The 18,493-nt window shown below is 61.6% G+C and carries 31 protein-coding genes and 1 tRNA gene; 12 read left to right on the forward strand and 20 right to left on the reverse strand.

Annotation, left to right across the window (positions count from 1 at the left end; all coding sequences use genetic code 11):
* Positions 1-37 precede the first annotated feature (37 nt).
* A complete protein-coding gene (locus CRT23_RS28015; protein WP_146056485.1) occupies positions 38-295 on the forward strand; it encodes a hypothetical protein in 258 nt (85 codons plus the stop codon).
* 116 nt (positions 296-411) lie between these two features.
* Positions 412-663: a hypothetical protein gene (locus tag CRT23_RS24055; protein WP_103712106.1), complete on the forward strand. Its 252-nt coding sequence runs from the start codon at positions 412-414 to the stop codon at positions 661-663.
* Positions 664-906: 243 nt separating this feature from the next.
* Here the strand turns inward: CRT23_RS24055 and CRT23_RS24060 are convergent, their stop codons facing one another.
* The 4 genes from CRT23_RS24060 to CRT23_RS24090 all read right to left on the reverse strand — a co-directional run bounded on the left by CRT23_RS24060 (position 907) and on the right by CRT23_RS24090 (position 5,079).
* Positions 907-1,440 (reverse strand): MucR family transcriptional regulator, encoded by a 534-nt coding sequence (locus tag CRT23_RS24060; RefSeq protein WP_103712107.1) that lies wholly within the window; start codon positions 1,438-1,440, stop codon positions 907-909.
* 793 nt (positions 1,441-2,233) lie between these two features.
* A complete protein-coding gene (locus CRT23_RS24070; protein ID WP_103712109.1) occupies positions 2,234-2,917 on the reverse strand; it encodes a thermonuclease family protein in 684 nt (227 codons plus the stop codon).
* Positions 2,918-4,582: 1,665 nt separating this feature from the next.
* Positions 4,583-4,804 (reverse strand): hypothetical protein, encoded by a 222-nt coding sequence (locus tag CRT23_RS24085; protein ID WP_103712112.1) that lies wholly within the window; start codon positions 4,802-4,804, stop codon positions 4,583-4,585.
* A 20-nt stretch (positions 4,805-4,824) separates the two neighbouring features.
* Positions 4,825-5,079 (reverse strand): hypothetical protein, encoded by a 255-nt coding sequence (locus CRT23_RS24090; RefSeq protein ID WP_103712113.1) that lies wholly within the window; start codon positions 5,077-5,079, stop codon positions 4,825-4,827.
* 387 nt (positions 5,080-5,466) lie between these two features.
* On the opposite strand from CRT23_RS24090, the gene CRT23_RS24100 reads away from it, so the two are divergent.
* The 3 genes from CRT23_RS24100 to CRT23_RS24110 are packed head-to-tail and all read left to right on the forward strand — an operon-like array spanning position 5,467 to position 7,441.
* Positions 5,467-5,700, forward strand: a complete 234-nt coding sequence (locus tag CRT23_RS24100; protein ID WP_103712115.1) for a hypothetical protein — start codon at positions 5,467-5,469, stop codon at positions 5,698-5,700.
* Entirely contained in the window at positions 5,697-6,152 is a 456-nt protein-coding gene (locus CRT23_RS24105) for a S24 family peptidase (RefSeq protein WP_103712116.1), read from the forward strand. Before CRT23_RS24100 ends, CRT23_RS24105 begins: the two co-directional genes overlap by 4 nt.
* Positions 6,149-7,441, forward strand: a complete 1,293-nt coding sequence (locus tag CRT23_RS24110) for a Y-family DNA polymerase (RefSeq protein ID WP_103712117.1) — start codon at positions 6,149-6,151, stop codon at positions 7,439-7,441. The genes CRT23_RS24105 and CRT23_RS24110 overlap by 4 nt, the downstream gene beginning before the upstream one ends.
* A 475-nt stretch (positions 7,442-7,916) precedes the next feature.
* Here the strand turns inward: CRT23_RS24110 and CRT23_RS24120 are convergent, their stop codons facing one another.
* Together CRT23_RS24120 and CRT23_RS28665 are read right to left on the reverse strand one after the other, a co-directional pair.
* Entirely contained in the window at positions 7,917-8,204 is a 288-nt protein-coding gene (locus tag CRT23_RS24120) for a hypothetical protein (RefSeq protein ID WP_103712119.1), read from the reverse strand.
* An 8-nt stretch (positions 8,205-8,212) separates the two neighbouring features.
* On the reverse strand, positions 8,213-8,371 hold the full coding sequence (locus CRT23_RS28665) for a hypothetical protein (protein WP_181017446.1): 159 nt from the start codon (positions 8,369-8,371) through the stop codon (positions 8,213-8,215).
* A 159-nt stretch (positions 8,372-8,530) separates the two neighbouring features.
* On the opposite strand from CRT23_RS28665, the gene CRT23_RS28670 reads away from it, so the two are divergent.
* Entirely contained in the window at positions 8,531-8,695 is a 165-nt protein-coding gene (locus CRT23_RS28670; RefSeq protein WP_181017447.1) for a hypothetical protein, read from the forward strand.
* A gap of 43 nt (positions 8,696-8,738) precedes the next feature.
* Here the strand turns inward: CRT23_RS28670 and CRT23_RS24130 are convergent, their stop codons facing one another.
* From CRT23_RS24130 to CRT23_RS28675, 12 genes are all read right to left on the reverse strand, one after another.
* Positions 8,739-8,984, reverse strand: coding sequence for a hypothetical protein (locus CRT23_RS24130; protein ID WP_103712121.1), 246 nt, complete (start codon positions 8,982-8,984; stop codon positions 8,739-8,741).
* 141 nt (positions 8,985-9,125) lie between these two features.
* The gene (locus CRT23_RS24135) at positions 9,126-9,494 is read right to left on the reverse strand and encodes a hypothetical protein (RefSeq protein WP_103712122.1); all 369 of its coding nucleotides are present in this window, start codon (positions 9,492-9,494) and stop codon (positions 9,126-9,128) included.
* A gap of 596 nt (positions 9,495-10,090) precedes the next feature.
* A complete protein-coding gene (locus CRT23_RS24150; RefSeq protein WP_103712125.1) occupies positions 10,091-10,309 on the reverse strand; it encodes a hypothetical protein in 219 nt (72 codons plus the stop codon).
* 340 nt (positions 10,310-10,649) lie between these two features.
* Positions 10,650-10,880, reverse strand: a complete 231-nt coding sequence (locus CRT23_RS29675) for a ribosome modulation factor (protein WP_348628889.1) — start codon at positions 10,878-10,880, stop codon at positions 10,650-10,652.
* Positions 10,881-10,912: 32 nt separating this feature from the next.
* Entirely contained in the window at positions 10,913-11,173 is a 261-nt protein-coding gene (locus CRT23_RS24155; RefSeq protein ID WP_103712126.1) for a hypothetical protein, read from the reverse strand.
* An 11-nt stretch (positions 11,174-11,184) separates the two neighbouring features.
* Positions 11,185-11,403, reverse strand: a complete 219-nt coding sequence (locus CRT23_RS24160; RefSeq protein ID WP_103712127.1) for a hypothetical protein — start codon at positions 11,401-11,403, stop codon at positions 11,185-11,187.
* A gap of 21 nt (positions 11,404-11,424) precedes the next feature.
* A complete protein-coding gene (locus CRT23_RS24165) occupies positions 11,425-11,712 on the reverse strand; it encodes a hypothetical protein (protein ID WP_103712128.1) in 288 nt (95 codons plus the stop codon).
* 8 nt (positions 11,713-11,720) lie between these two features.
* A complete protein-coding gene (locus CRT23_RS24170; protein ID WP_103712129.1) occupies positions 11,721-11,903 on the reverse strand; it encodes a hypothetical protein in 183 nt (60 codons plus the stop codon).
* Positions 11,904-12,501: 598 nt separating this feature from the next.
* Positions 12,502-12,774 carry a hypothetical protein gene (locus CRT23_RS28020; protein WP_146056486.1) on the reverse strand — a complete coding sequence of 91 codons (273 nt, stop codon included), beginning with the start codon at positions 12,772-12,774 and terminating at the stop codon, positions 12,502-12,504.
* A gap of 43 nt (positions 12,775-12,817) precedes the next feature.
* Complete coding sequence (locus tag CRT23_RS24175; protein WP_103712130.1) at positions 12,818-13,081, reverse strand: hypothetical protein; 264 nt, start codon at positions 13,079-13,081, stop codon at positions 12,818-12,820.
* 410 nt (positions 13,082-13,491) lie between these two features.
* Positions 13,492-13,815, reverse strand: a complete 324-nt coding sequence (locus tag CRT23_RS24180) for a hypothetical protein (RefSeq protein WP_181017448.1) — start codon at positions 13,813-13,815, stop codon at positions 13,492-13,494.
* 166 nt (positions 13,816-13,981) lie between these two features.
* Positions 13,982-14,263 (reverse strand): toxin-antitoxin system HicB family antitoxin, encoded by a 282-nt coding sequence (locus tag CRT23_RS28675; RefSeq protein WP_181017449.1) that lies wholly within the window; start codon positions 14,261-14,263, stop codon positions 13,982-13,984.
* A 177-nt stretch (positions 14,264-14,440) separates the two neighbouring features.
* Here CRT23_RS28675 and CRT23_RS24195 point away from each other — a divergent pair, with 177 nt between their 5' ends.
* From CRT23_RS24195 to CRT23_RS24220, 6 genes are all read left to right on the forward strand, one after another.
* Positions 14,441-14,620 (forward strand): hypothetical protein, encoded by a 180-nt coding sequence (locus CRT23_RS24195; RefSeq protein WP_245436550.1) that lies wholly within the window; start codon positions 14,441-14,443, stop codon positions 14,618-14,620.
* An 11-nt stretch (positions 14,621-14,631) separates the two neighbouring features.
* Positions 14,632-15,123, forward strand: a complete 492-nt coding sequence (locus CRT23_RS24200) for a hypothetical protein (protein ID WP_103712134.1) — start codon at positions 14,632-14,634, stop codon at positions 15,121-15,123.
* Positions 15,114-15,368 (forward strand): hypothetical protein, encoded by a 255-nt coding sequence (locus tag CRT23_RS24205; protein ID WP_245436552.1) that lies wholly within the window; start codon positions 15,114-15,116, stop codon positions 15,366-15,368. Before CRT23_RS24200 ends, CRT23_RS24205 begins: the two co-directional genes overlap by 10 nt.
* A 661-nt stretch (positions 15,369-16,029) precedes the next feature.
* Positions 16,030-16,506 (forward strand): hypothetical protein, encoded by a 477-nt coding sequence (locus CRT23_RS24210; protein ID WP_103712135.1) that lies wholly within the window; start codon positions 16,030-16,032, stop codon positions 16,504-16,506.
* Entirely contained in the window at positions 16,503-16,694 is a 192-nt protein-coding gene (locus CRT23_RS24215) for a hypothetical protein (RefSeq protein WP_245436554.1), read from the forward strand. The genes CRT23_RS24210 and CRT23_RS24215 overlap by 4 nt, the downstream gene beginning before the upstream one ends.
* Positions 16,684-17,733, forward strand: coding sequence for a tyrosine-type recombinase/integrase (locus tag CRT23_RS24220; protein WP_103712136.1), 1,050 nt, complete (start codon positions 16,684-16,686; stop codon positions 17,731-17,733). Before CRT23_RS24215 ends, CRT23_RS24220 begins: the two co-directional genes overlap by 11 nt.
* A gap of 40 nt (positions 17,734-17,773) precedes the next feature.
* On the opposite strand, the gene CRT23_RS24225 is transcribed toward CRT23_RS24220, so the two are convergent.
* Positions 17,774-17,847, reverse strand: a tRNA-Gln gene (locus CRT23_RS24225).
* Positions 17,848-18,011: 164 nt separating this feature from the next.
* The gene (locus CRT23_RS24230) at positions 18,012-18,329 is read right to left on the reverse strand and encodes a hypothetical protein (protein WP_055955652.1); all 318 of its coding nucleotides are present in this window, start codon (positions 18,327-18,329) and stop codon (positions 18,012-18,014) included.
* Positions 18,330-18,493 lie beyond the last annotated feature (164 nt).

Below are 18,493 nucleotides of genomic sequence, written 5' to 3' on the forward strand. Positions count from 1 at the left end.
ACGGACTGTCTTACCAGGCGCCGAATAGGAGTTGCTCATGGCCGACCAGACCGAGCCTTTTGATCTTGAAGGTGCGGAAGATGTCGAGCTCAAACCCGGCGGCACCTACCTCCTCCCCCTTTGTGTAGTCAGGCCAGAGCTCATGCTCGGCGACAAGGTTGCAATCATGCTTCTCAGCACAAGCGAGGGGAGCCAACTCGGCATTCCACTTACCCATCAATCTGCAACGCGCCTGCAAGAGCTGCTTGCTGAAGCCCTGCGCAGAACAAAGCCGGACGCGGATCCGATGCAGTGATCCCTAAGCGACGCGTCGCGCCGAGATCATATCAGAGCGCCAGCCAGCCGACTTCGCCTCGTCGTCCCAGCACAACATGCGCTCTCTTATTCACGCCTTGGAGCTCAGACCGCCCGATGACATACACGCTGCATCGGCTGGCACCCGGCAGCTACGACCTGGCCCTCGACGGGGTCATCGTTGGCGGCGTGGTTCGCGAGACAACCGCCGGAGGCGCTCCGACTGGGTGGTGCGCGGAGCTGCTGCAGGACCTGCCAGCCGCGACACGGCCTCGACCGTTCGATTGCGTCGAGCACCGTTTCCAAACGCTCGAGGCAGCAGTGGCCTGGCTCGGAGGTGCGGCAATCCTGGACAGCGCCGAGGCTTAACCTCTTTCAACCTAAGGAAAGTTGACACCCGCTAGCAGGCGACGCGAGCTGCCGGTACAGGGCGTCCCTGATATTTGCCTGGGTTAAGATGCTGAGGATGCCCCGCCACCTGCCGAACTCATGGACAGAGGCTCTGCGGCCGTACGCAAAGCCTCATTTTCGGCGTGTAGCTCGCCGGCGTTTACCACCACCTCGGCGGCGTCTTGGAGGACGGCAGCACCGTAGCCGCCCTCCGTCATTGCTCTACTTACTTGCCGCTGTTTTGCGCGGACGGGCAGCGCGCTTCGGCTTCGTCTCAGCAGCAGCTTCGGAAACCGTCTCCTCCACCGCTGTGGCCTTAGCTGCAGCCTTGGTCTGACCCTTCCGCTGCTGCCCAAGTCCCAAGCTACGAGCAAGCTCGGACCGTTGTGCAGAGTAGCTGGCAGAGGTCATTGGATAGTCGGCTGGCAGACCGTGCTTGGCGCGGTAGGCCTCAGGAGAGAGGCCGCGAAGGGTCAGGTGCCTGCGCAGTGTCTTGTAGGGCTTGCCGTCTTCGAAGCTGATGAGCGCGTCTGGGGTAATCGACTTTTTGATCTGAGCCGGCGTCGGCTTCTCAACGGCGTCTTCGGCAGCTTTGTTTGTGCCGCCTGCAGCAAGACCGCTTAGTGCTGTGTGCACGGAGGCGAGCAGGTTGGCCAGTTCGCTCGCTGGGATCGAGTTGTTCGAGACGTAGGCCGACACGATGTCGGCGGTTAGCTCAATGTGGTCGGTAGACACATCAGACGTAGCATCATCCATCTTTGGTTCTCCTTCTACAGATCTGTTACTGTCTAAGGCCTGAAACCACGGAAAGATCAATCCTGATTTTCTCGGGACGGAAGCAGCGCAGCGTTTTCCACTATTTAGCGCCTAATACGGTCCGCTCGGGGGCCTACATTCGACCGAGCGAGTACTCTGCCCTGCGCTTCACCAACGACCTCACGCCTGAGATGCGTGGGAACCTGCCGGGTCAGCTAATAATCCTCAGTCTATGCAGGCTCCTGTTCAGCCCCGCGAAGCGCGCCAGCCAGCCGCCTACGCCTTCTCGCAGGCCTCGGCGCCGCGTGGGAGGGAATTCACGCTCCCGCGGTCGGTTCCTCAGCTCTGTAAAAGCCGTCTGCCATCTTTGGTGAAAGGTGTTGGGGTTCCAGCCATAGCAGCGGTCGTGATGCGACTGACAAGGGCGTCGCGCCTTGCGTGCTTTATGACGATCCGCGCCGCCGCTCGTGCGTTCGCTGCTCGCAGCTCGGCTTTTGGGCCGCCATCCCGAAGGGCTTTGCACGCCACGGCGCGAAACCAATTTGCATTGGCGATCGCGATTGCTCGCCGACGCGCTTCGCCGGTCAGCTCCACTGTCTCTGGTGCTATCAGAATGGACATTGTGCCGATCCTGGCTGGTGAGGCTTCGCTTGTTCCCCAGTAGGACAAGAAATGGGATTGCCTCGCTGGATCAGCAATGAAGATACCGCATAGGCGGCTTTGAGATTTGACGCAGGTTAGCTGACCGATGGCCAGTGTGGCTTAACTCAAAAGGCGCTGTTTGCCGCTCGGCTCATCTCCTCGAAGCCCGCCAACCAGCTGCCTTCGCCTCGTCCTCCGAGCAGAACATGCGCTCGCCGGCCCGGTCGTTGATGCGGGTCCGCTCGTAGTCGCGCGAGCCGGGCAGGTGGTAGATCCGCTCGCCCCCGGCCGAGATGTTGCCCTTGATGTTGCAGCCGCTCGCTTTGCTCGGCGGCGTGACAGTGTCGGGCCGCGCATGCTCGCCGCCGGCGCGCTTTTCCCGGCGCCACTCGGACGGCTCCTGAAACGTGCCGGCCCAGATGCCTTGACGCAGTGCCTTCGCTGTGAGCTCAGCGTTCGCATAGTCCTCGGCATAGCGCCGGTAGGCGATGGCGTGGCCCTGGCGGACCATCCAGGCGTTCAGATCCTCGGCTTCGGCACGGCAGACGGCCACAACCCGCCCGTAGCGGTCTGTGTCGCGCGGATCGCAGGTTACGAGCCGCTTGCCGATCTGGTCCGACAGGGCGAGCGCCGCTGTCTGACCGCAGCGGTAGTCCTTGCCCGCGGCGTCCTTGCATAGCTGCGCGCTCTCGGGCGCGTCGATGCCGTGCAGGCGGATCCGCGTTCCGCGGACCTCGAGCGTATCGCCGTCGATCACGGAGGCTCGGCCGACGATCGGATCAGCCAGGGCTGGTGTTGCGAGGAGCAGGACGAGGAGAAAGGGCCAGGATTTCATGAGGGTGCCGTATCATACCAGAGGGCGCTACTCATGTGCTGCTATTAGCACGAGAAGCGCCTCGCTGAGGGCCGCCACCAAGAGCATCGCGTGATGGTCGATGCGATTCAGGGTCTCACGCGAGGCACAAGAGATATCCGTGGCATGGGCTGGTTCCGCTCACGGTTTCGTGAGCGCGATCCGGCGCTTACATATGAGTGAAACGTAGTCGTCTAGCAGTGGTACAAGTTGTCACCTCGTCCCGAGGCTCAACGACTTCCGCCCTCCCAGTGGAAGCTGAGGCGGGCGCTTTTATTCAGCTCCTACGAGGCGAGAGATATTGCGATTTGTTGATTTTGAAGGGTAGCTGAGGTCGCTAAAAATTGTCAGGCGCTGAACAGATATTGGATACAGTTAGCTGTGACACGGCACGGCCCTACCGTGCCATCACTCGTCACACCGATGGACGCATTATTCACGTACGAGACTTTGTAGCAGCCTCTGACGAAGAGGCGATTCTGATCGTCACCGCCAGGGGAAGCGATATCCGTACGGATTTGTGGAGCGATACAGGCCTCGTCCAGCGCTTTGGTCTGCACGGTACGTAGCCTTTGTCCTTAGCATTTGTTGCTCGGAGGCTCAGCAAAAGCACAGGTGGAAAGTGTGTTAGCCGACATAGAACCATTCTGCCCACCGCTCGATGAACCAGAACGGTTTTGCTGCTTTATCATATGCTAAAAGAGCGGGAACACCGATGCCGCGGTACTTTTTGGACGTAAGCGAGAGTCCGGGTTCGGCTCCAGACGAAGTGGGTACGGTCTTACCGAACGAGGAGGCAGGGCGCTGCTTGGCACTCAGTACACTGGCGACAATCGCGACCCGCTCCATCGAGGGCAACGATCAGCAGAGCTGGTTTGCGTCAGTCCGAGATGACCACGGGAACACCCTCTACCGAGCGAAGCTCATCCTCAGTGGTCGATGGGAGGACGAAGGCCGCTAGGGAGGTAGAACACCCCGCCGTCACTCACGCTTCTCGCGGTATTCCATGGCGGGAAGTGACCTGACCTTCGCCAGCTCGGAGCAATCCACGGCGGGTTTTTTTGGTATCTGGTTCTCATATGATGCTGCAGTATGGCTGCGGATGGTGTCCGCGGCATCTGTTGAGGCCGACGCCCGATCAACCGTTGAGTCTCACAACCCAACCTGCCCGGAACAATCCGAGGCGGGTTTCTTTGTCCGAACTCGGATGCTGCGGCAGCCCTGCGCGAGGCACCTGCCTCACTGTTCCCTCAGCCGCGGAACAATCAGCGCCCCACGCTCGTGAAGCGGCTAGACTTTGACCCGCCCGGCCTCATGGCCATGGCGGGATTTTCGCGTCCGGTCATTCCGCTATTGCACAGATCCTGCAGGAGGCGCATCGAGCTGCCGGAATGGTTCTGGCTGGCGATGTCTTACCCGAGGACTATACCTTACCCACCCGGCCCCTGCCGCGGCGTGTCTTCTGTACCGGCAAGAGCGACACCATAGCGGAAGCGCCCGTACTTTCTGCCGATTACATCCAGATCGCGCTTCCGAGCCACTCGCACTTCGCGCAGATCCTGCTCTTCCGCGATACGTAAGATCCGTCCGCGGAAGGCCTCATCGGTCTCAGGTGCAGCAGCCATCGCATGTCCGTCCGACCACGTCTCAGAGGTCAAATCCTATCATGGCAGGCTGGGTCCTTGTCTGCGCGGTGGCAAGGATGCGCACCCTGATCGTAGCCAGCTGTTCGGCTGGGCTGGCTCCGGCTGCGCCCAGCGTAGCGGTGACATCCAGCAGGATACGTTCGTACTGGGTATCGGACAGGCCAAGGCTCAGGGCTACCGCCTCCAGGCGATGCAGTTCGGCGGCTTGCTCCTCGAACGTCACGGTTGCCTCATGCTGCGGTATCAGGCGTTCTGCAGGCTCTCCGCAAAATCGTCGGGGATCTCGCCGAACTGCCCGAGGATCGTTGCGCTTTCCAATTCCCCGGTCTCGTCATCGGCGACGATCTTCAGCGCCGCGGTACCAGGCATGCGGCCGGCCATCGCCTCGGCTTTCTTCAGGGCACCATTCTCGGTCGGCGCTACCTCACGGTCGCCTGGTACGAGGCGCGTCCGCTTCACAATGAAGGTCTGGACCACGAACGTCGTCTTCATCGCCATGGTCGCTTCCCTTCAGCCCCGTGCAGACCGCAGGTCGTAGCGAACGTCCGTGAACGCCTTCGTAAGCACCACTCTGCCGTGCTTGTCGTAGACCTCGACTTGCCAGGCCGACCAATTAATCCGTGGACCACGCACCATGAGGTCCAAAGCCACGCGCTCTGCATGGAGGCGCACCAGAGCCAGCGTTGGCATCCGCTTTCCTCGAAGATCGACGACCAGATCACGCCCGTCCGTACAGTGGAAGCGATAAAGCCCCGTCGGCACTAGCGTTTTACCTCACGATCCACACGCGCCCACCGCTGCCTTCTCGGACTTGGCTGTTTCGGTTGAACCACCGATTGGGATGAGATTTGTTCCTGTTATGTTCTAGCAGGAAGCAGATACGAAATGCATGCCCTGTCCAACGAACCGCCTGTGGACATCCGCCTGACCGAGGCGGAGACGATCGCGCTCGCCTATCACCGCGCTGCACGTGGTGACGCCTGGGCTGCCCTGGTGCAGGCGGTCGAGGATGCGCTCGGCGATCTGGCTGAAGCCGAGCGCCAGACGGCGCAGCAGCGCCGCCTCATCTCACGCGGCTATATCCGCGACGGTGCGATCTTCTCGGATCATGGCCGATGAGGCTGCTCCAGATCGCGGAGCTTCCGCCTCAGAGCGCCGGCACGGTTCGCATCCCGATCCAGGGCGCCACGCTCTGCGCCGGTTTCCCGTCACCGGCCGATGATTTCCTCGAAGGCTCCCTGGAACTGCCGCGCTGGCTCGCGCCAAACCCGCCCGCGACCTTCGCCTGGAACATCTCCGGCGACAGCATGCGCGGGGCCGGCATCTTCGACCGGGATCTGGCAGTGGCCGACCGCAGCCTCAAGCCCGGCAACGGCAGCGTCGTCGTGGCGATCGTCGATGGCACCATGAGCCTGAAACGTCTCGTCATCGAGGGCAACGTTGCACGCCTCGCCTTCGACAACCCTGACCTGCCGGCCTTCGCCGTCGAGGATCTGATCGAAGGAGAGATCTGGGGCGTGGTCCGCTTCTCCATCCGCTGGCACGTGGCGCGCGCCGGGCTGGTGCGATGAGCCGGGCGATCGCGCTGATCGACGGCAACAGCTTCTATTGCTCCTGCGAGCGCGTCTTCGACCCGAAGCTCGCCCGCGTGCCGGTGATCGTGCTGTCCAACAACGACGGCTGCGCCATTGCCCGCACAGCGGAGGCCAAGGCGCTCGGGATCAAGATGGGCGATCCCTGGTTCAAGATCCGCCAGCAGTGCCAGCGCGAGGGTGTGCGCGTCTTCTCCTCGAACTACACTCTCTACGGCGACATGAGCGCCCGCACGAACGCGGTCTACCGAGACTTCTCGCGCGCGGTGGAGATCTACTCCATCGACGAGAGCTTCCTCGATCTCTCGGACGTGCGCAACCGGGACCGGGTGACGCTCGCGCGCGACCTCCGTTCCACGGTGCGGACCTGGACCGGCATTCCGACCTGTGTAGGCATCGGCCCGACGAAGACGCTGGCCAAGCTCGCCAACCACATCGCCAAGACGATCCCGGACCTGGATGGGGTGTGCGATCTGACCGATCCGATCGCCTACGATCATTGGCTCTGCCGGATCTCGGTGGCCGAGGTCTGGGGCATCGGCCGGGCCTCGCTCGCCAAGCTGATCGGCCTCGGGGTCGACACGGTGGCGGACTTACGCGACCTCGACCCGCGGCCAGTGCGCAAGGCCATGACGGTGGTGGGCGAGCGCATCATCTACGAGTTGCGCGGGCTCGGCTGCTTGCCGCTCGAGCTCCTGCCGGCCCAGCGCAAGGGCTGCGCGGTGACCCGCTCGTTCTCTTGCCGCATCACCGAGCGTGAGACCCTGGAGCAGGCGGTGGCCACACATGCGACACGGCTCGGCGAGAAGCTACGGCGCGGCGGCCTCGGCACCACGCACGTCTCGGTCTTCTACCACACGAGCGAGCATGACCGCGGCGACCCGATGCGTTCGGTCTCCACGACCGTGACGCTACCCGAGGCCACGAACGATACGATGGCGCTGATCAAGGCGGCACAGGCCGGTGTAGCGCGGACCTGGCGCGAAGCGCCGGGCGATCGGCCTTGGCGCTACAGCAAGGCCGGCGTGGTCACGACCGACCTGAAGCTCCTTGAGGATGCGCCGCGGGCGCTGATCGGTCAGCTCGACCGCGAGCGCAGCGCGCCGCTGATGGCGGCCATGGACGCCTGCAACGCGCGCTTCGGCCGGGGCGCCGTCGTGCCGGCCCGGGCTGGGCTCACCGAGAAGCGGACCTGGTCGACGAAGTTCGAGATGCGCAGCCCGCGCTACACCACGCAGGTGACGGAGCTCCCAACGGCGCACGCTTGATCCTCGTCAGCCATGCCGGCTGCATAAGCCTTCAGGACTATCTGGCTCGCGCTGACGGTTTCGCCTGCCATCTCGAAAACCGGCATATCTGCGTCGCCGGTCATATCGATCGATGCGCAGTGCTCCAACAGGTAGCGGACTGCCTATTTTAGCAGGGCTTCGTCCACTTCGTCGTCGACCATCGCCATACCTTCTTGCGCTTAGCTTTAGGATCGCGGGGTGGACGGCCGCTTGTCTCACATACTGGTGTCTGGAATGTCCTTGCCCTCGTCGTTGTGGGCAAACGCTTCCTCGCCTTCCCACGGCAGGCTCTGCCAGGGCGGCTGACCCCCACGAGCCTCGTAGTCCTCACGCGACAGAGTGAGTTGGCCATGCTCACCATCCTCTGCGCATATGCGCGCGGGCTGGGGCTGCTTAGGCAGGCATAGGTAAAGGCCCTTGAACGACGTCGCCATATGATCAGCCTTCCAGTCGCCTATTGGCCGGAGCCAGATGGGGGCAAGCCTTGCTCAGGAGTGGGGACGACTCCCAGTCCGCCCGCAGCGTCAGGCGGTGCCGCACCAAGGCGCCGCAGCAGCGCTTCGTAGGTCTGTGCGGCCGGAGAGTGCGGCTGAAGCTCGTTCGTGCTGTCCAGGAGCTGTCGAACGTCATCCACGAACAGGCGCTTGGCCTCCTTACCGCCGGGCACCGTTTCGAACAGCCGGCTGATCGCGAGCTCGTACAGGCCGACCAAAATCTCGAGCTTCTGGGTGTCTTCCGACATCGCTCGGCTCACCCTTTCTGCTCGACCAGCCTTGCCATTCGCAGCGCCTTCAGGCGGCCGATCTTGTCATCCTGCGCTTGGTTGGCATCAGAAAGGTCCGTCCACGCCATCTGAGCAACGCGCTCCTTCTGGACCTCCATCGCCATCTGAGCTTCGTTGCGCTGCATGGCTTGGCTCGATCTGCGTTGCATGGCGTTCTTCCTGGTGAGCGAGGCGGCCTAAAGCGCAGCCGTGGTAAGGAGTTTGAGCCTGAGGCACGCCCAGGCTTGTGGAGGACAAGCGGCGCGAACCGGGAACGCTTCTGACAACGAAGCGCTTCTCATAGCATGTCGGACCTGAAAGCGATCATCGAGCGCCTGAGGGAAGAACAGCACTTCTTGGTGCTGCAAGCGGAGGCAGGCGATCCACTCCCGTGCAGAGGCGTCCTGCAGCGGATCGCTGATTTTGAAGCCAAGATTCAATCGGTCGAAGCTTTGATCGAGGATCGCTAGGTCGCGGCCGCACGTCGATCCCATCGGGCCGCAAGTGCGGGCGCTACCCTTCAGCCGTGTCGCTCTGGCCCTTCTTCACGCCGCCCATCGGATCAGTCTCGTCCTCGCCTGCCTCGTCAGGATCTGTTCGCCCCTGAGGGGTGAGGCGCGGCGCAGCGATGTCGTCCTCGTTGACCTCGATGGAAGGCTTGCCATCCTTCTCCTTCTCTCCTGCGTGCATGCGAACGCGCGTAGCATCATAGGAAGCGGACGCCAGGGTCTCGGTCGTCGTGGAGGTTTCTGCGGGCATTGATGTCTCTCCTGTTGGGAGGTCAACGGTCCGTGGTGAGCGAGGTTCGAACGGCGTGCGACTGTGGGCCGGGGCGCTGACCGATGGGGCCTGCACTTGGTCATCGCCGGTTTGGGTCGGTACGCGACGGCCGTAAGCTCGCTATGCGCCCCACTCCCTCGCGCGGTTCACCACGCGTAGGCGCAGCGGACGACCTGCAACGGCGCCGCCGAGCCCGTCCGTGATGGAGAGCGGGAAGCAGCGCGCGATGCTGCCGAGCACTCCGGCGAGAAACCCCTTTTGAGAAGCGTCGTCACCCACGAGCTTCGAATGCGTGATCCGCGGCTGCCCCTGCAGGCTGCCATCGCGCTTGATGCTGAACAGGACCGTGACCTCTGAGCCCGCTGACCCTGCGGGCCCGCCAACCGATTGAGAACAGGAGCCGAGCAGATGCCATAATCCATTGAGGGTCGACGCAGGCTCGGCATGGGCGCTTGGCGCGGCAGCAAACGCAAGCAGGAGGGCGAGCATTAGAGAGCGCACAGGGATCTACCACCGATCAACGAGCCTGAGGCCTCGAGGGCTGAACCTCGCGAAGGGCTTCGCCGAGATCGTCGTCCTCATCGTCACCGGGCTCCTCTGTCGAGTACCCGTCCTTGTCCGGAGCCGACAACTCCCGTTGGCCACGCGGCTTCCCGTCCAGGCCGAGATCCCGCTCACGCTTCGTTCGAGGAGCTTCTCTCATACTCGGATCGTCGATTGAAGGCTGGGGGCTCTGCGCGTCCGCCTGCGCCACCATGAGCAAGCTGATGGCTGCCAGCGATAGGATGGCAAGTTTCATCGGTGTGCCTCGAAGCGATCTAAATGACGCTTGCCAGGACGTTACCTCGAATGAGGCTATCGCGTTCCACCGCAAAACCGGGCGGCGAACTGGCAGATTGCAGCGGCGGAATGCAGCTCTGCACGAAGCTTGCACGGTTCAGGCGTTCAGAGCCCAGACCTCGCATGACCGAAATCGATACCGAAACCTTCCTCACCGATCTGTACGCCTTGCGGGAGATCGTGCAATTCCAGACCGGTGTTCACCGGCTCAAACTCACAATCTGGGGTCGACAAGGGCCACCTCCTTACATGCTGATGTTGGGAATGTCCTTGCCCTCGGTATGGGGCGAAAGTGCTTCCTCGCCTTCCCAGGGTAGGCTCTGCCAAGGCGGCTGGCCGCTGCGCGCCTCGTAGTCCTCGCGCATCAGTGTGAGTTGGCCCTGCTCGCCATCCTCGGCGCGGATGTGCGTCGGCCGGGGTTGCTTGGGTAGACACTGGTAGAGGCCCTTGAACGAGATCGCCATGTAATCAGCATTTCGGTTGGCCTGCCGAGCGGAGCCAGATGGTGACAGGTCCCGCTCAGCGGTAGGGACCGTGTTCACGACGGTGCACGCTCGGTTCTGGTCGGTAGGCACGAATGCCTCCCACGCCTGGCTGAAAGGCGTAGGCCTGTCCGCTTCGAAGCGCCTCGTCCACGTTTCGTGGTCCGGCAATACCCTTTGTCCCACCTGGCGCGGTGGCCCGCGCAAGCCCGGCCGGCGGGCTCGCTCCCATACCTCGCGCCGAAACGCTTCCGTTCTGAAGAGCTATCCCCAGCGCACTCAGAACGATCAATGCCATTCACCTGTGCATGCGGTGCCCTTTTCAGCCTGGGACCTGATCAGACACATTATCCCGAGGAGTGCCGTCGTAGCCCTCCATCCATGATGCGCGCTCCTCGCTGTCACGAGGATAAGGGCATGCATCCTTCGGGCGGCCGTGAATGCGGGCCTGTGCGCCTTCCTCGATCGGATCAGGATGTGAATGACGGGTCTGGGCCATTAGGGTGACTCCGCGTTCAGATGATGCGCAGTCAACCGTATCGGAGTGAAGCATGATCCTGCGGCATATGAAGCTGTGTGTAATCGTCAGTGCAGCGTCTCGCCCAGCTCCAAAAACTGCCCCATGCCATCCTTCTCGACAGCACGTAGGAAAGCCTTGTGCGCTGCTTGATCGGTAAAGAAGCTTTCCGTCCAGACGGTGGAGCTACCCTCCTGGTCGACCACTTCCAGCACCCAAGCGTCAGCGGTGCCGGCGAAGCGATAGATCTGAACCTCGACCGTGATGCCGTCCCGAGTGAAGAGGCCTGACAAGGACGAGTGCTCAAGTTCGCGATCCGGGATTGCCACGGGTCACCTCCTCACATGCTGATACTAGGGATGTCCTTGCCCTCAGTATCAGGCGCAAGTGCCTCCTCGCCTTCCCAGGGCAAGCTCTGCCAGGGCGGCTGGCCGCCACGAGTCTGGTAGTCCTCCCGCGATAGCGTGAGCTGGCCCTGCTCGCCATCCTCAGCGCGGATGTGGGCCGGCTGGGGCTGTTTGGGTAGGCACAGATAGAGGCCCTTGAACGACGTCGCCATGTGATCCGTCTTCCGGTTCGCCTACTGGCCTGAGCCTGATGGTGGAAGGCCTTGCTCGGGCGTTGGTACAACCCCCAGCCCGCCGGCTGCGTCGGGAGGCGCAGCACCAAGGCGCCTCAACAGCGCTTCGTAGGTCTGAGCGGCTGGTGAGTGCGCCTGGACTTCGTTCGTGTTGTCTAGGAGCTGCCGGACATCCTCGACGAACAGGCGCTTGGCCTCGCTACCCTCGGGGACCGTTTCGAACAGCCGACTGATCGCGAGCTCATAGAGGCCCACCAGGATCTCGAGCTTCTGGGTGTCGTCGGACATCGCTGAGTTCAATCCTGCTGTTGCGCCAGCCTCGCCAATCGCAACGCCTTCAGACGGTCGATCTTTTCATCCTGCATCTGGTTGGCGTCAGAAAGGTCTGTCCATGCCATCTGCGCGATGCGCAACTTCTCAGCCTCCCTGGCCACCTGAACCTCAGTGCGCGGCAAAGCCTGGCTCAATCTGAGTTGCATGGCTGTCTTCCTTGTGGGTGGAAAGATGTCGGGCGGAGCTGCGAGAAGCAGCGCGTACCAACCGCTCTATGTGATGGCGACAGACGCAAGAGGGTCTATGCCAACGCTTGTGGATGCAACGACGGCGTTCCCGAAAACGTCTCCGGGTTAAGCGAACAGCCAGCGTGCTTCCTACGATGTGCAAGAATAGGGCGTGCGCTGGGAGAATAGGCACCGTAGGCACTCATCTGCCCATGGCAGGTCGGACAACGCTTCGTATCCATGCGGTGACGTTTTAAGGCGTCAATGACGCTGATCGTCTTCCACACGCCGTTAATCTTGACTTCACATGCTAGTGGGCGATCGGTTCTCATCCGTCAGCATGACAGGTTTGCAAGGCGACCGAAAGAACCTATTAACCACACTGCTCATTTGATTGAGAAATTACCAAAAACCCGCCACAGCTTGTGCTGGGCGGGCAAGGTGGTTGTACTCGGGGCAGGCGCACGGCAACCTGATTGGATACAAGCCTAGCCGCGCTAGATCACGTTGCACGGGTACGGAGACGAGGGCTACTCTAATCTATGCAGAAGCACGCGTCAGGACCGCACCCCCTCGATCACAAGCCGGGCTTAACATCGTCGCTGGATTTTATCACATTGAGCTGAGCACTTCTCGTCAACTGATGAAGCACAAGAAACCGTAGCCGTCGCGCATTATAGGCGAGCGATGATTCTCCGGAATGCCGCTCTTCTCCAGACGGACGCGTAAATGAAAAATATTCATTGGACTGATCTAGATTAAGGCCGATGTAGATCTCATCCCCATTGCCATCGATTGCAAGGCATTGGGCATCTTGCAAGTGCATGCGCTCGGCGGGATCAAAATTCATCTGCGTCACCTTGATGCTCGCCGCGAATGTGATTTTCTATTTATCAATGTAACGTTGGAGCAGGTTCTAAGAAGGCGCCCATCCCCCCGCCTTCTATGACGGCATCGACAAAGGCATCCATTGCCTCGCTGTCCAACCTGAAGGTTTCGCTCCAAACCGTCGACCAGCCCTTTTGATCGACCACTTCGAGCGTCCAACGATCCCGCGTGCCAGCAGCCCGATAGACCTTCACAGAGACTGTTACGCCATTCCGAGTGGCCATGCTCGTGAGGCGAGAAAACTCCATTTTAGGTGCTTCAAGCGTCATGGGTATCCCTCTCAAACTAGGAGTTCATTGAGGGACGCGCATGTGTCCCCAGCCCATGATCCGTTCTCAGACGGCTTAGCAGATCTTCTTTTCGGAAGCTGTGGTGATTTCCTTCTCACGCAAGACAGCGAGTTTTAAGGTTTACGTGCAGCCTCCTCGTTCGCATCCCTGGCCAAACGCGCAGCTTTCTGAAGAGCAATATTCTCCTCAGACCGGCGTGAAACAGGCTCGTCGTGAGGTGGAAGGATAGGGTCGCTTTGTGTCTTTGCAAAAGCGGCTTCAGCTTGCTTCCGCTCTTTGCTCTGTTGCTCGGACAGGGTGTGCTCCTTCGTTTAGGAAATTTTTTAAAATCCTGGGCATGCGTCCACTCGGGTGGGAAGGCCCCGACTCAGAGTTGATGCCGTTATGTTCTAGGCCTTCGAGCCTTGGAAGGGGCGAAGCAGCCATGCGAGGCGGCCGGCATCGTCATCCTGAGACGCCTCAGGCATGGACTGAGTTTCTGCCGGCTCGGCATCCTCAATCTGATCGACAATCTGGCTGAGAGAATGCGGTATGTCGATCTCGTACCTGTCCAGAATGATCGCAGCGTCGATCAGAGCGTGGACGTGCTCCTTGGGTACGGGCTCGGCGGCTGCCTGAGCTGCCAGGACCCGGTCCGCGAGTAGCGTCGCAAGGCGGGAGACTTCCGACAGTCGTTCCTGCAGTGCTGTAGCCGCCTTGTCTACTTCAGCCATGTCGACCTTCGGCTCACCACGAGCACGATCAACGAGGCGGACAGGGACGCAATAAGGCCGTCTTCGAGTGCGTCCTCCGGGGCCTCCGGCATAACCGACAGCCACACGGCGATAGTGGCAATGATCGCAACGGCCGCGGCCAACAGGATAGGCCGGGCTAGAGGGTTCATGACCGTTTGTCCGTCGAGACACCACCTGAGGGCGTTGCAGATGCTAGATGCGGTTCATTGCTTAGCGTGCCAGTAACGGTGCCGCCGAGGTAGCCATGAGCCTTGAGGTGATCGGAGAGCAGCTTCTCCACTAGCGAGGTCAGCGACCGCTGATCGTCGGCAGCTGCGCGCTCGGCAGCTTCCTTCAGCTCTGGATCGATCCGAAGGTTGAGGGTCGCTGTCTTCTTCCGCTGCTCGACCATAAAAATGTAACGCCAGTGGCTTGACATCAGGGACATCAAGCGTAACGTAAGTGGCGTTACAAAGCAAACGGCCCGCCGAGGTGTTGGAGCACCAGAGCGAGCCTGACCACTCACGTCGAGGCACGACGCATCATGGCTATCCGAAATTCTACAGCATCGGCTCGCGCCGGTGAACGCTCTCGCTCGCCTTCTGCAGCGGTTTACTCCCGTCCGATGCCCCTGCTGGAGCCGGATGAGGCCGAGGCGGAGGACGGCCCCGTCATTACCCCGGCGCGACCCGACTCGGCTCATGTCCGTGCGCCCCGCTTTCTCGACTTTGCTGGAGACCTCGTCTCGGCCGTCCTGATCATCGCTGGGGGCGTGTTCGCCTACGGATTCCTGCAGCTCGGTTGAGGGAGGCTGTCATGAACGCTCGTCGCAAACCGAGCACTACCGCTCCCGAGCAATCGATCCAAGAGCGTGCCGGGGCGCTAAGGGCAGCCACTGCCCGTCTGCCTCCGCAGGCGCCCCTGGAGGCACTTCTAGCCAACTGCCGACGCTATGCGGCCGACTTCGATTTTGCTCCCTTCAGCATCGAAGAGCTCGCTCGCCTATACGAGATCACACGACAGGCCGACAGTTTTTGGGGGCACATCGGTAACATGCCGCTTTGCCAAAGCTCCGACGGTTCATCGCGTCTGTCGAACATCGGCTGGTTCGTCGAGGGTGAGAGCCAGCGCTTTTCCTTTTTCCGCGACAGCTGCGTCGCCGAAATCACTCGGCGCATGCCGGCGAACAAGGCCGAGCAGGACGAGATCCTTAGCGTGCGCATCATGCACGAGATCGACTGCAACGGCCGAGTCGATCGCCTCGACGCACCTGACCTCCTCCTTGAAGCGCTGAAGGCATGGGGCTGATCATGAGCAACGTCGTATCGTTTCCGACCGTTCGCCGGATCCAAGCGGCGAGCATATCGAGAGCAGAATTCGAACGCCTCGCCGACCTTGCCCTCGACGTCGTCGATCAGATCGTTGCGATCCTCGAGGCGCCGAATGGAGATACTGACCTCGAGCCGAGGGCCGATGCGGAGCCGTCCCTGGGCTCTACAGAGGGATACGAGAACCAGGTGGTATGGCTGCGCGGCGGAGATCGGGATTTTTAGAAGAGCTGACCCGGTGCTCAAAGCCAAGTGGGAGCCGCCGATCAAGGCTAGCTCGGACCCTGCATAGTCCAGAATAGCCCGCTGGTGGTGGCAGTCAGGACCGAAACGTAGACGTAGAAAATCACTGCCTCAGACATCGCGTAGCGCTCCAAATTTGGGCGGGATCTGTTCTTTCTTAACCTCAGAACATTCCTGCTGTTTCGCCGTGTTTGGCGGGCAAGATGCTGAAGCAGTAATTATTTAGATGAGCTTATCGGGTAACGTAAATCATCGTTCCAAGATGGATGGCAATGCATAATATAAATAGCGTCAGGACGACAACGGTATACACTGTGAAACCTCTCGGAATCGAGCACGAGTGCTCTTATTCATCTCTGCTGAAATGCAGCATTGCATTAGGACATAACCCTTGAACATTGGCGCCTGCCGGGCTGTTCCTTTGCCTTGCACACACATTCACGAAGCGTGTGATGGAGTGGGTGGTTGGCATAGATCGTAGAGCCCGACCGGGTCTCACGAACGCCTTTCACGCAATCCAGTGCGGCCGACAGTTTTACGACCTCTCCGTGAAACTCAGGGGGGGGCGCCATCATGAGACCGCATCGCTTCGCCGGAGCGTGCCTCTTGTATCGGTTCTACAATGTGCTACAGATGTAGCGCTATGGAACCTGAAGCGCCCGAGTTCGCGACCTCTATCCTTACCCGCGTGGCGGGGTGTGAGGCCGTGACCCTCCGGGCTTGGCGCAACCGTAATGGCCTCTTCCCAGCGACGATGGGAAAGCAGGGTTGGAACCGTTTCAGCCTTGTCGATGTCTGCATCGCCCGTACTGTCGTGATGATGACCGCCTCAGGCATCGCGGCCGGAGAAGCAATCTGGTTCGCGGAGACGTACCTCCGCACGCCGTTCAGGCTGGCTCACACGAAGGACCTTGATGGTGACATGAGCGGCATCGTTGCCTTCGCACCCAAGGGTACATCCGAGACGGCGACGTTCCGCCTCTACGTCGAGCCGCATGACGTCGCCGCCGCGATATCGGAGTTCGGCGGCTTGGTGACGCTTCTCGACATTAACCTCATCCACGCACAGGTGATCGCTGGCCTAGAGGCCACTGCCGAGCCGAAGAAGGGGGATGCATGATGCCCCGGCGCCAGATGATCACCCAAGCCGCCATCTCCCGTGCCGTGAAGGGCGCGCAAGCCGCTGGCCTCAAGGTCGGCCGCGTCGAGGTCGAGGGTGGCAAGATCGTGGTTTACTCCAGCGACGACGTTCGGCAGGAGCCGGCGTCTGACTTCGACGCATGGAGGGCGAAGCGCGATGCGCGTTAGGCTAAAGGGAATCAATTCAAAAACGAAGTTGCTCGCGGACGGCAGCCGGCGCACCTACTGGTACGCCTGGAAGGGCGGTCCGAGGATTGAGGGGCAGCCGGGTACGCCCGAGTTCATCGCGAGTTACAACGCCGCTGTGGGCACCAAGGCTCGGCCGGCGCAGGGCGTGATGCTCTCGATCACCCAGGGCTATCAAGCAAGCGATGCGTTTCGCTCCCGGAGCGACATCACCCGCAAGGACTACATCCGGCATATCAAGGCGATTGAAACCGAGTTCGGCGACTTCCCTCTGGGGGCTCTCACCGATCGCCGCACCCGAGGAGAGTTCATGGCTTGGCGGGATCGCCTCGCCCTCCGCTCGCGCCGGCAAGCCGACTACGCTTGGAGCGTCCTCGCCCGCGTCCTATCCTGGGCGCTCGACCGCGGACTGATTCTGGCCAATCCTTGTGAGAAGGGCGGCCGGCTCTATCGGGCGACGCGGACGGACAAGGTCTGGACCGATGCCGACGAGGCCGCGTTCCTCGCCTCAGCGCCCCCTCACCTGCATCTGCCGCTGATCCTCGCCCTCTGGACCGGTCAGCGCCAGGGCGATCTCCTGCGGCTTCCCTGGGGCGCCTACGACGGCAAGACAATTCGCTTGAAGCAGGGAAAGACCGGTGCCCGTGTCGTGATCCCGGTCAGCAGCGTGCTCAAGCTGGCCCTGGATGCCGTCCCACGGCGCAGCCCGGTGATCCTGCTCAACTCGGAGCATCGGCCGTGGACCAGCGACGGCTTCCGTTCTTCGTGGGGGAAGGCCTGCAAGGCATGCGGCATATCTGGCCTGACATTCCATGACCTACGCGGAACGGCTGTGAGTCGCCTGGCGCTAGCTGGATGCTCTGAGGCTGAAATCGCGACGTTGACCGGGCACTCGATGAACGATGTGCGCTCGATCCTGGATGCCCACTACCTGAACCGTGACCCGGCGCTCGCCATCGCGGCCATCAGGAAGCTCGAAACCAGAACAGCTTTTCCCGACCAGGTGCCCGACCGGGCCTAGCTGTTCTCAGTCTGAAGTGGAAAAAGCGTAGTTAAATCAGTGGCTGGGGGACCAGGATTCGAACCTGGACTAGAGGAGTCAGAGTCCACTGTTCTACCGTTAAACTATCCCCCAACATCCTCGCGTGGCACGAGGCAGGATCCGGTTGTTCGTCGCAGGCGCTGCCGAGGGCTGGCGGTTGAGACCCGGTCCGTTCCGGTGCAGGGGCGATAGCATGGCTTTCCGGACCGATGCAAGCCCACATCTGAACGCCTGCTCATGCGGCGATTCGCACTGCTTCAGGCGCTGCCCGGCGGTTCCAGGCGGGCCTCGATCATGCCGAGGGTGCGCAGGATCGCCAGGGCGACGATTTCGCAATCGGTATCCCCCTCCGGCGTGGCCGGGAGAATCGCCACGGTGCTGACTTCGTCGTCCGTCAGGAACCCAACCACGACCTTGTAGACATCGCCCTCCGGAGCGCTCTCGTCGTGGACGAGGCAGACGCGGCAGCCATGCGCCTCGCCGTAGACGCGCTGGGTCAGGACCTGGACGCGACGGGGATCGGTTGCTTCCGTGCGGCGTGGGGCGCCGAAGGTGGGGCGAATGATGTTGTCCATTTTCGCTCCTATACCCGACCGTCCCCGCTTCGGGGAGGCCCCTCCCCGCTCCGGCCCGTGCGCCCTCAACGAGTCAGGAGTCCTTTTGGGTCTTCCTGTGCGAGTTTGAGGAGGTTCTGTCCGTAGGCGGTTTTGGCAAAGAGCTTGCCGCGGGCGACGAGCTG

It is taken from the genome of Methylobacterium sp. V23 (assembly GCF_002917135.1).
Classification (GTDB): Bacteria; Pseudomonadota; Alphaproteobacteria; order Rhizobiales; family Beijerinckiaceae; genus Methylobacterium.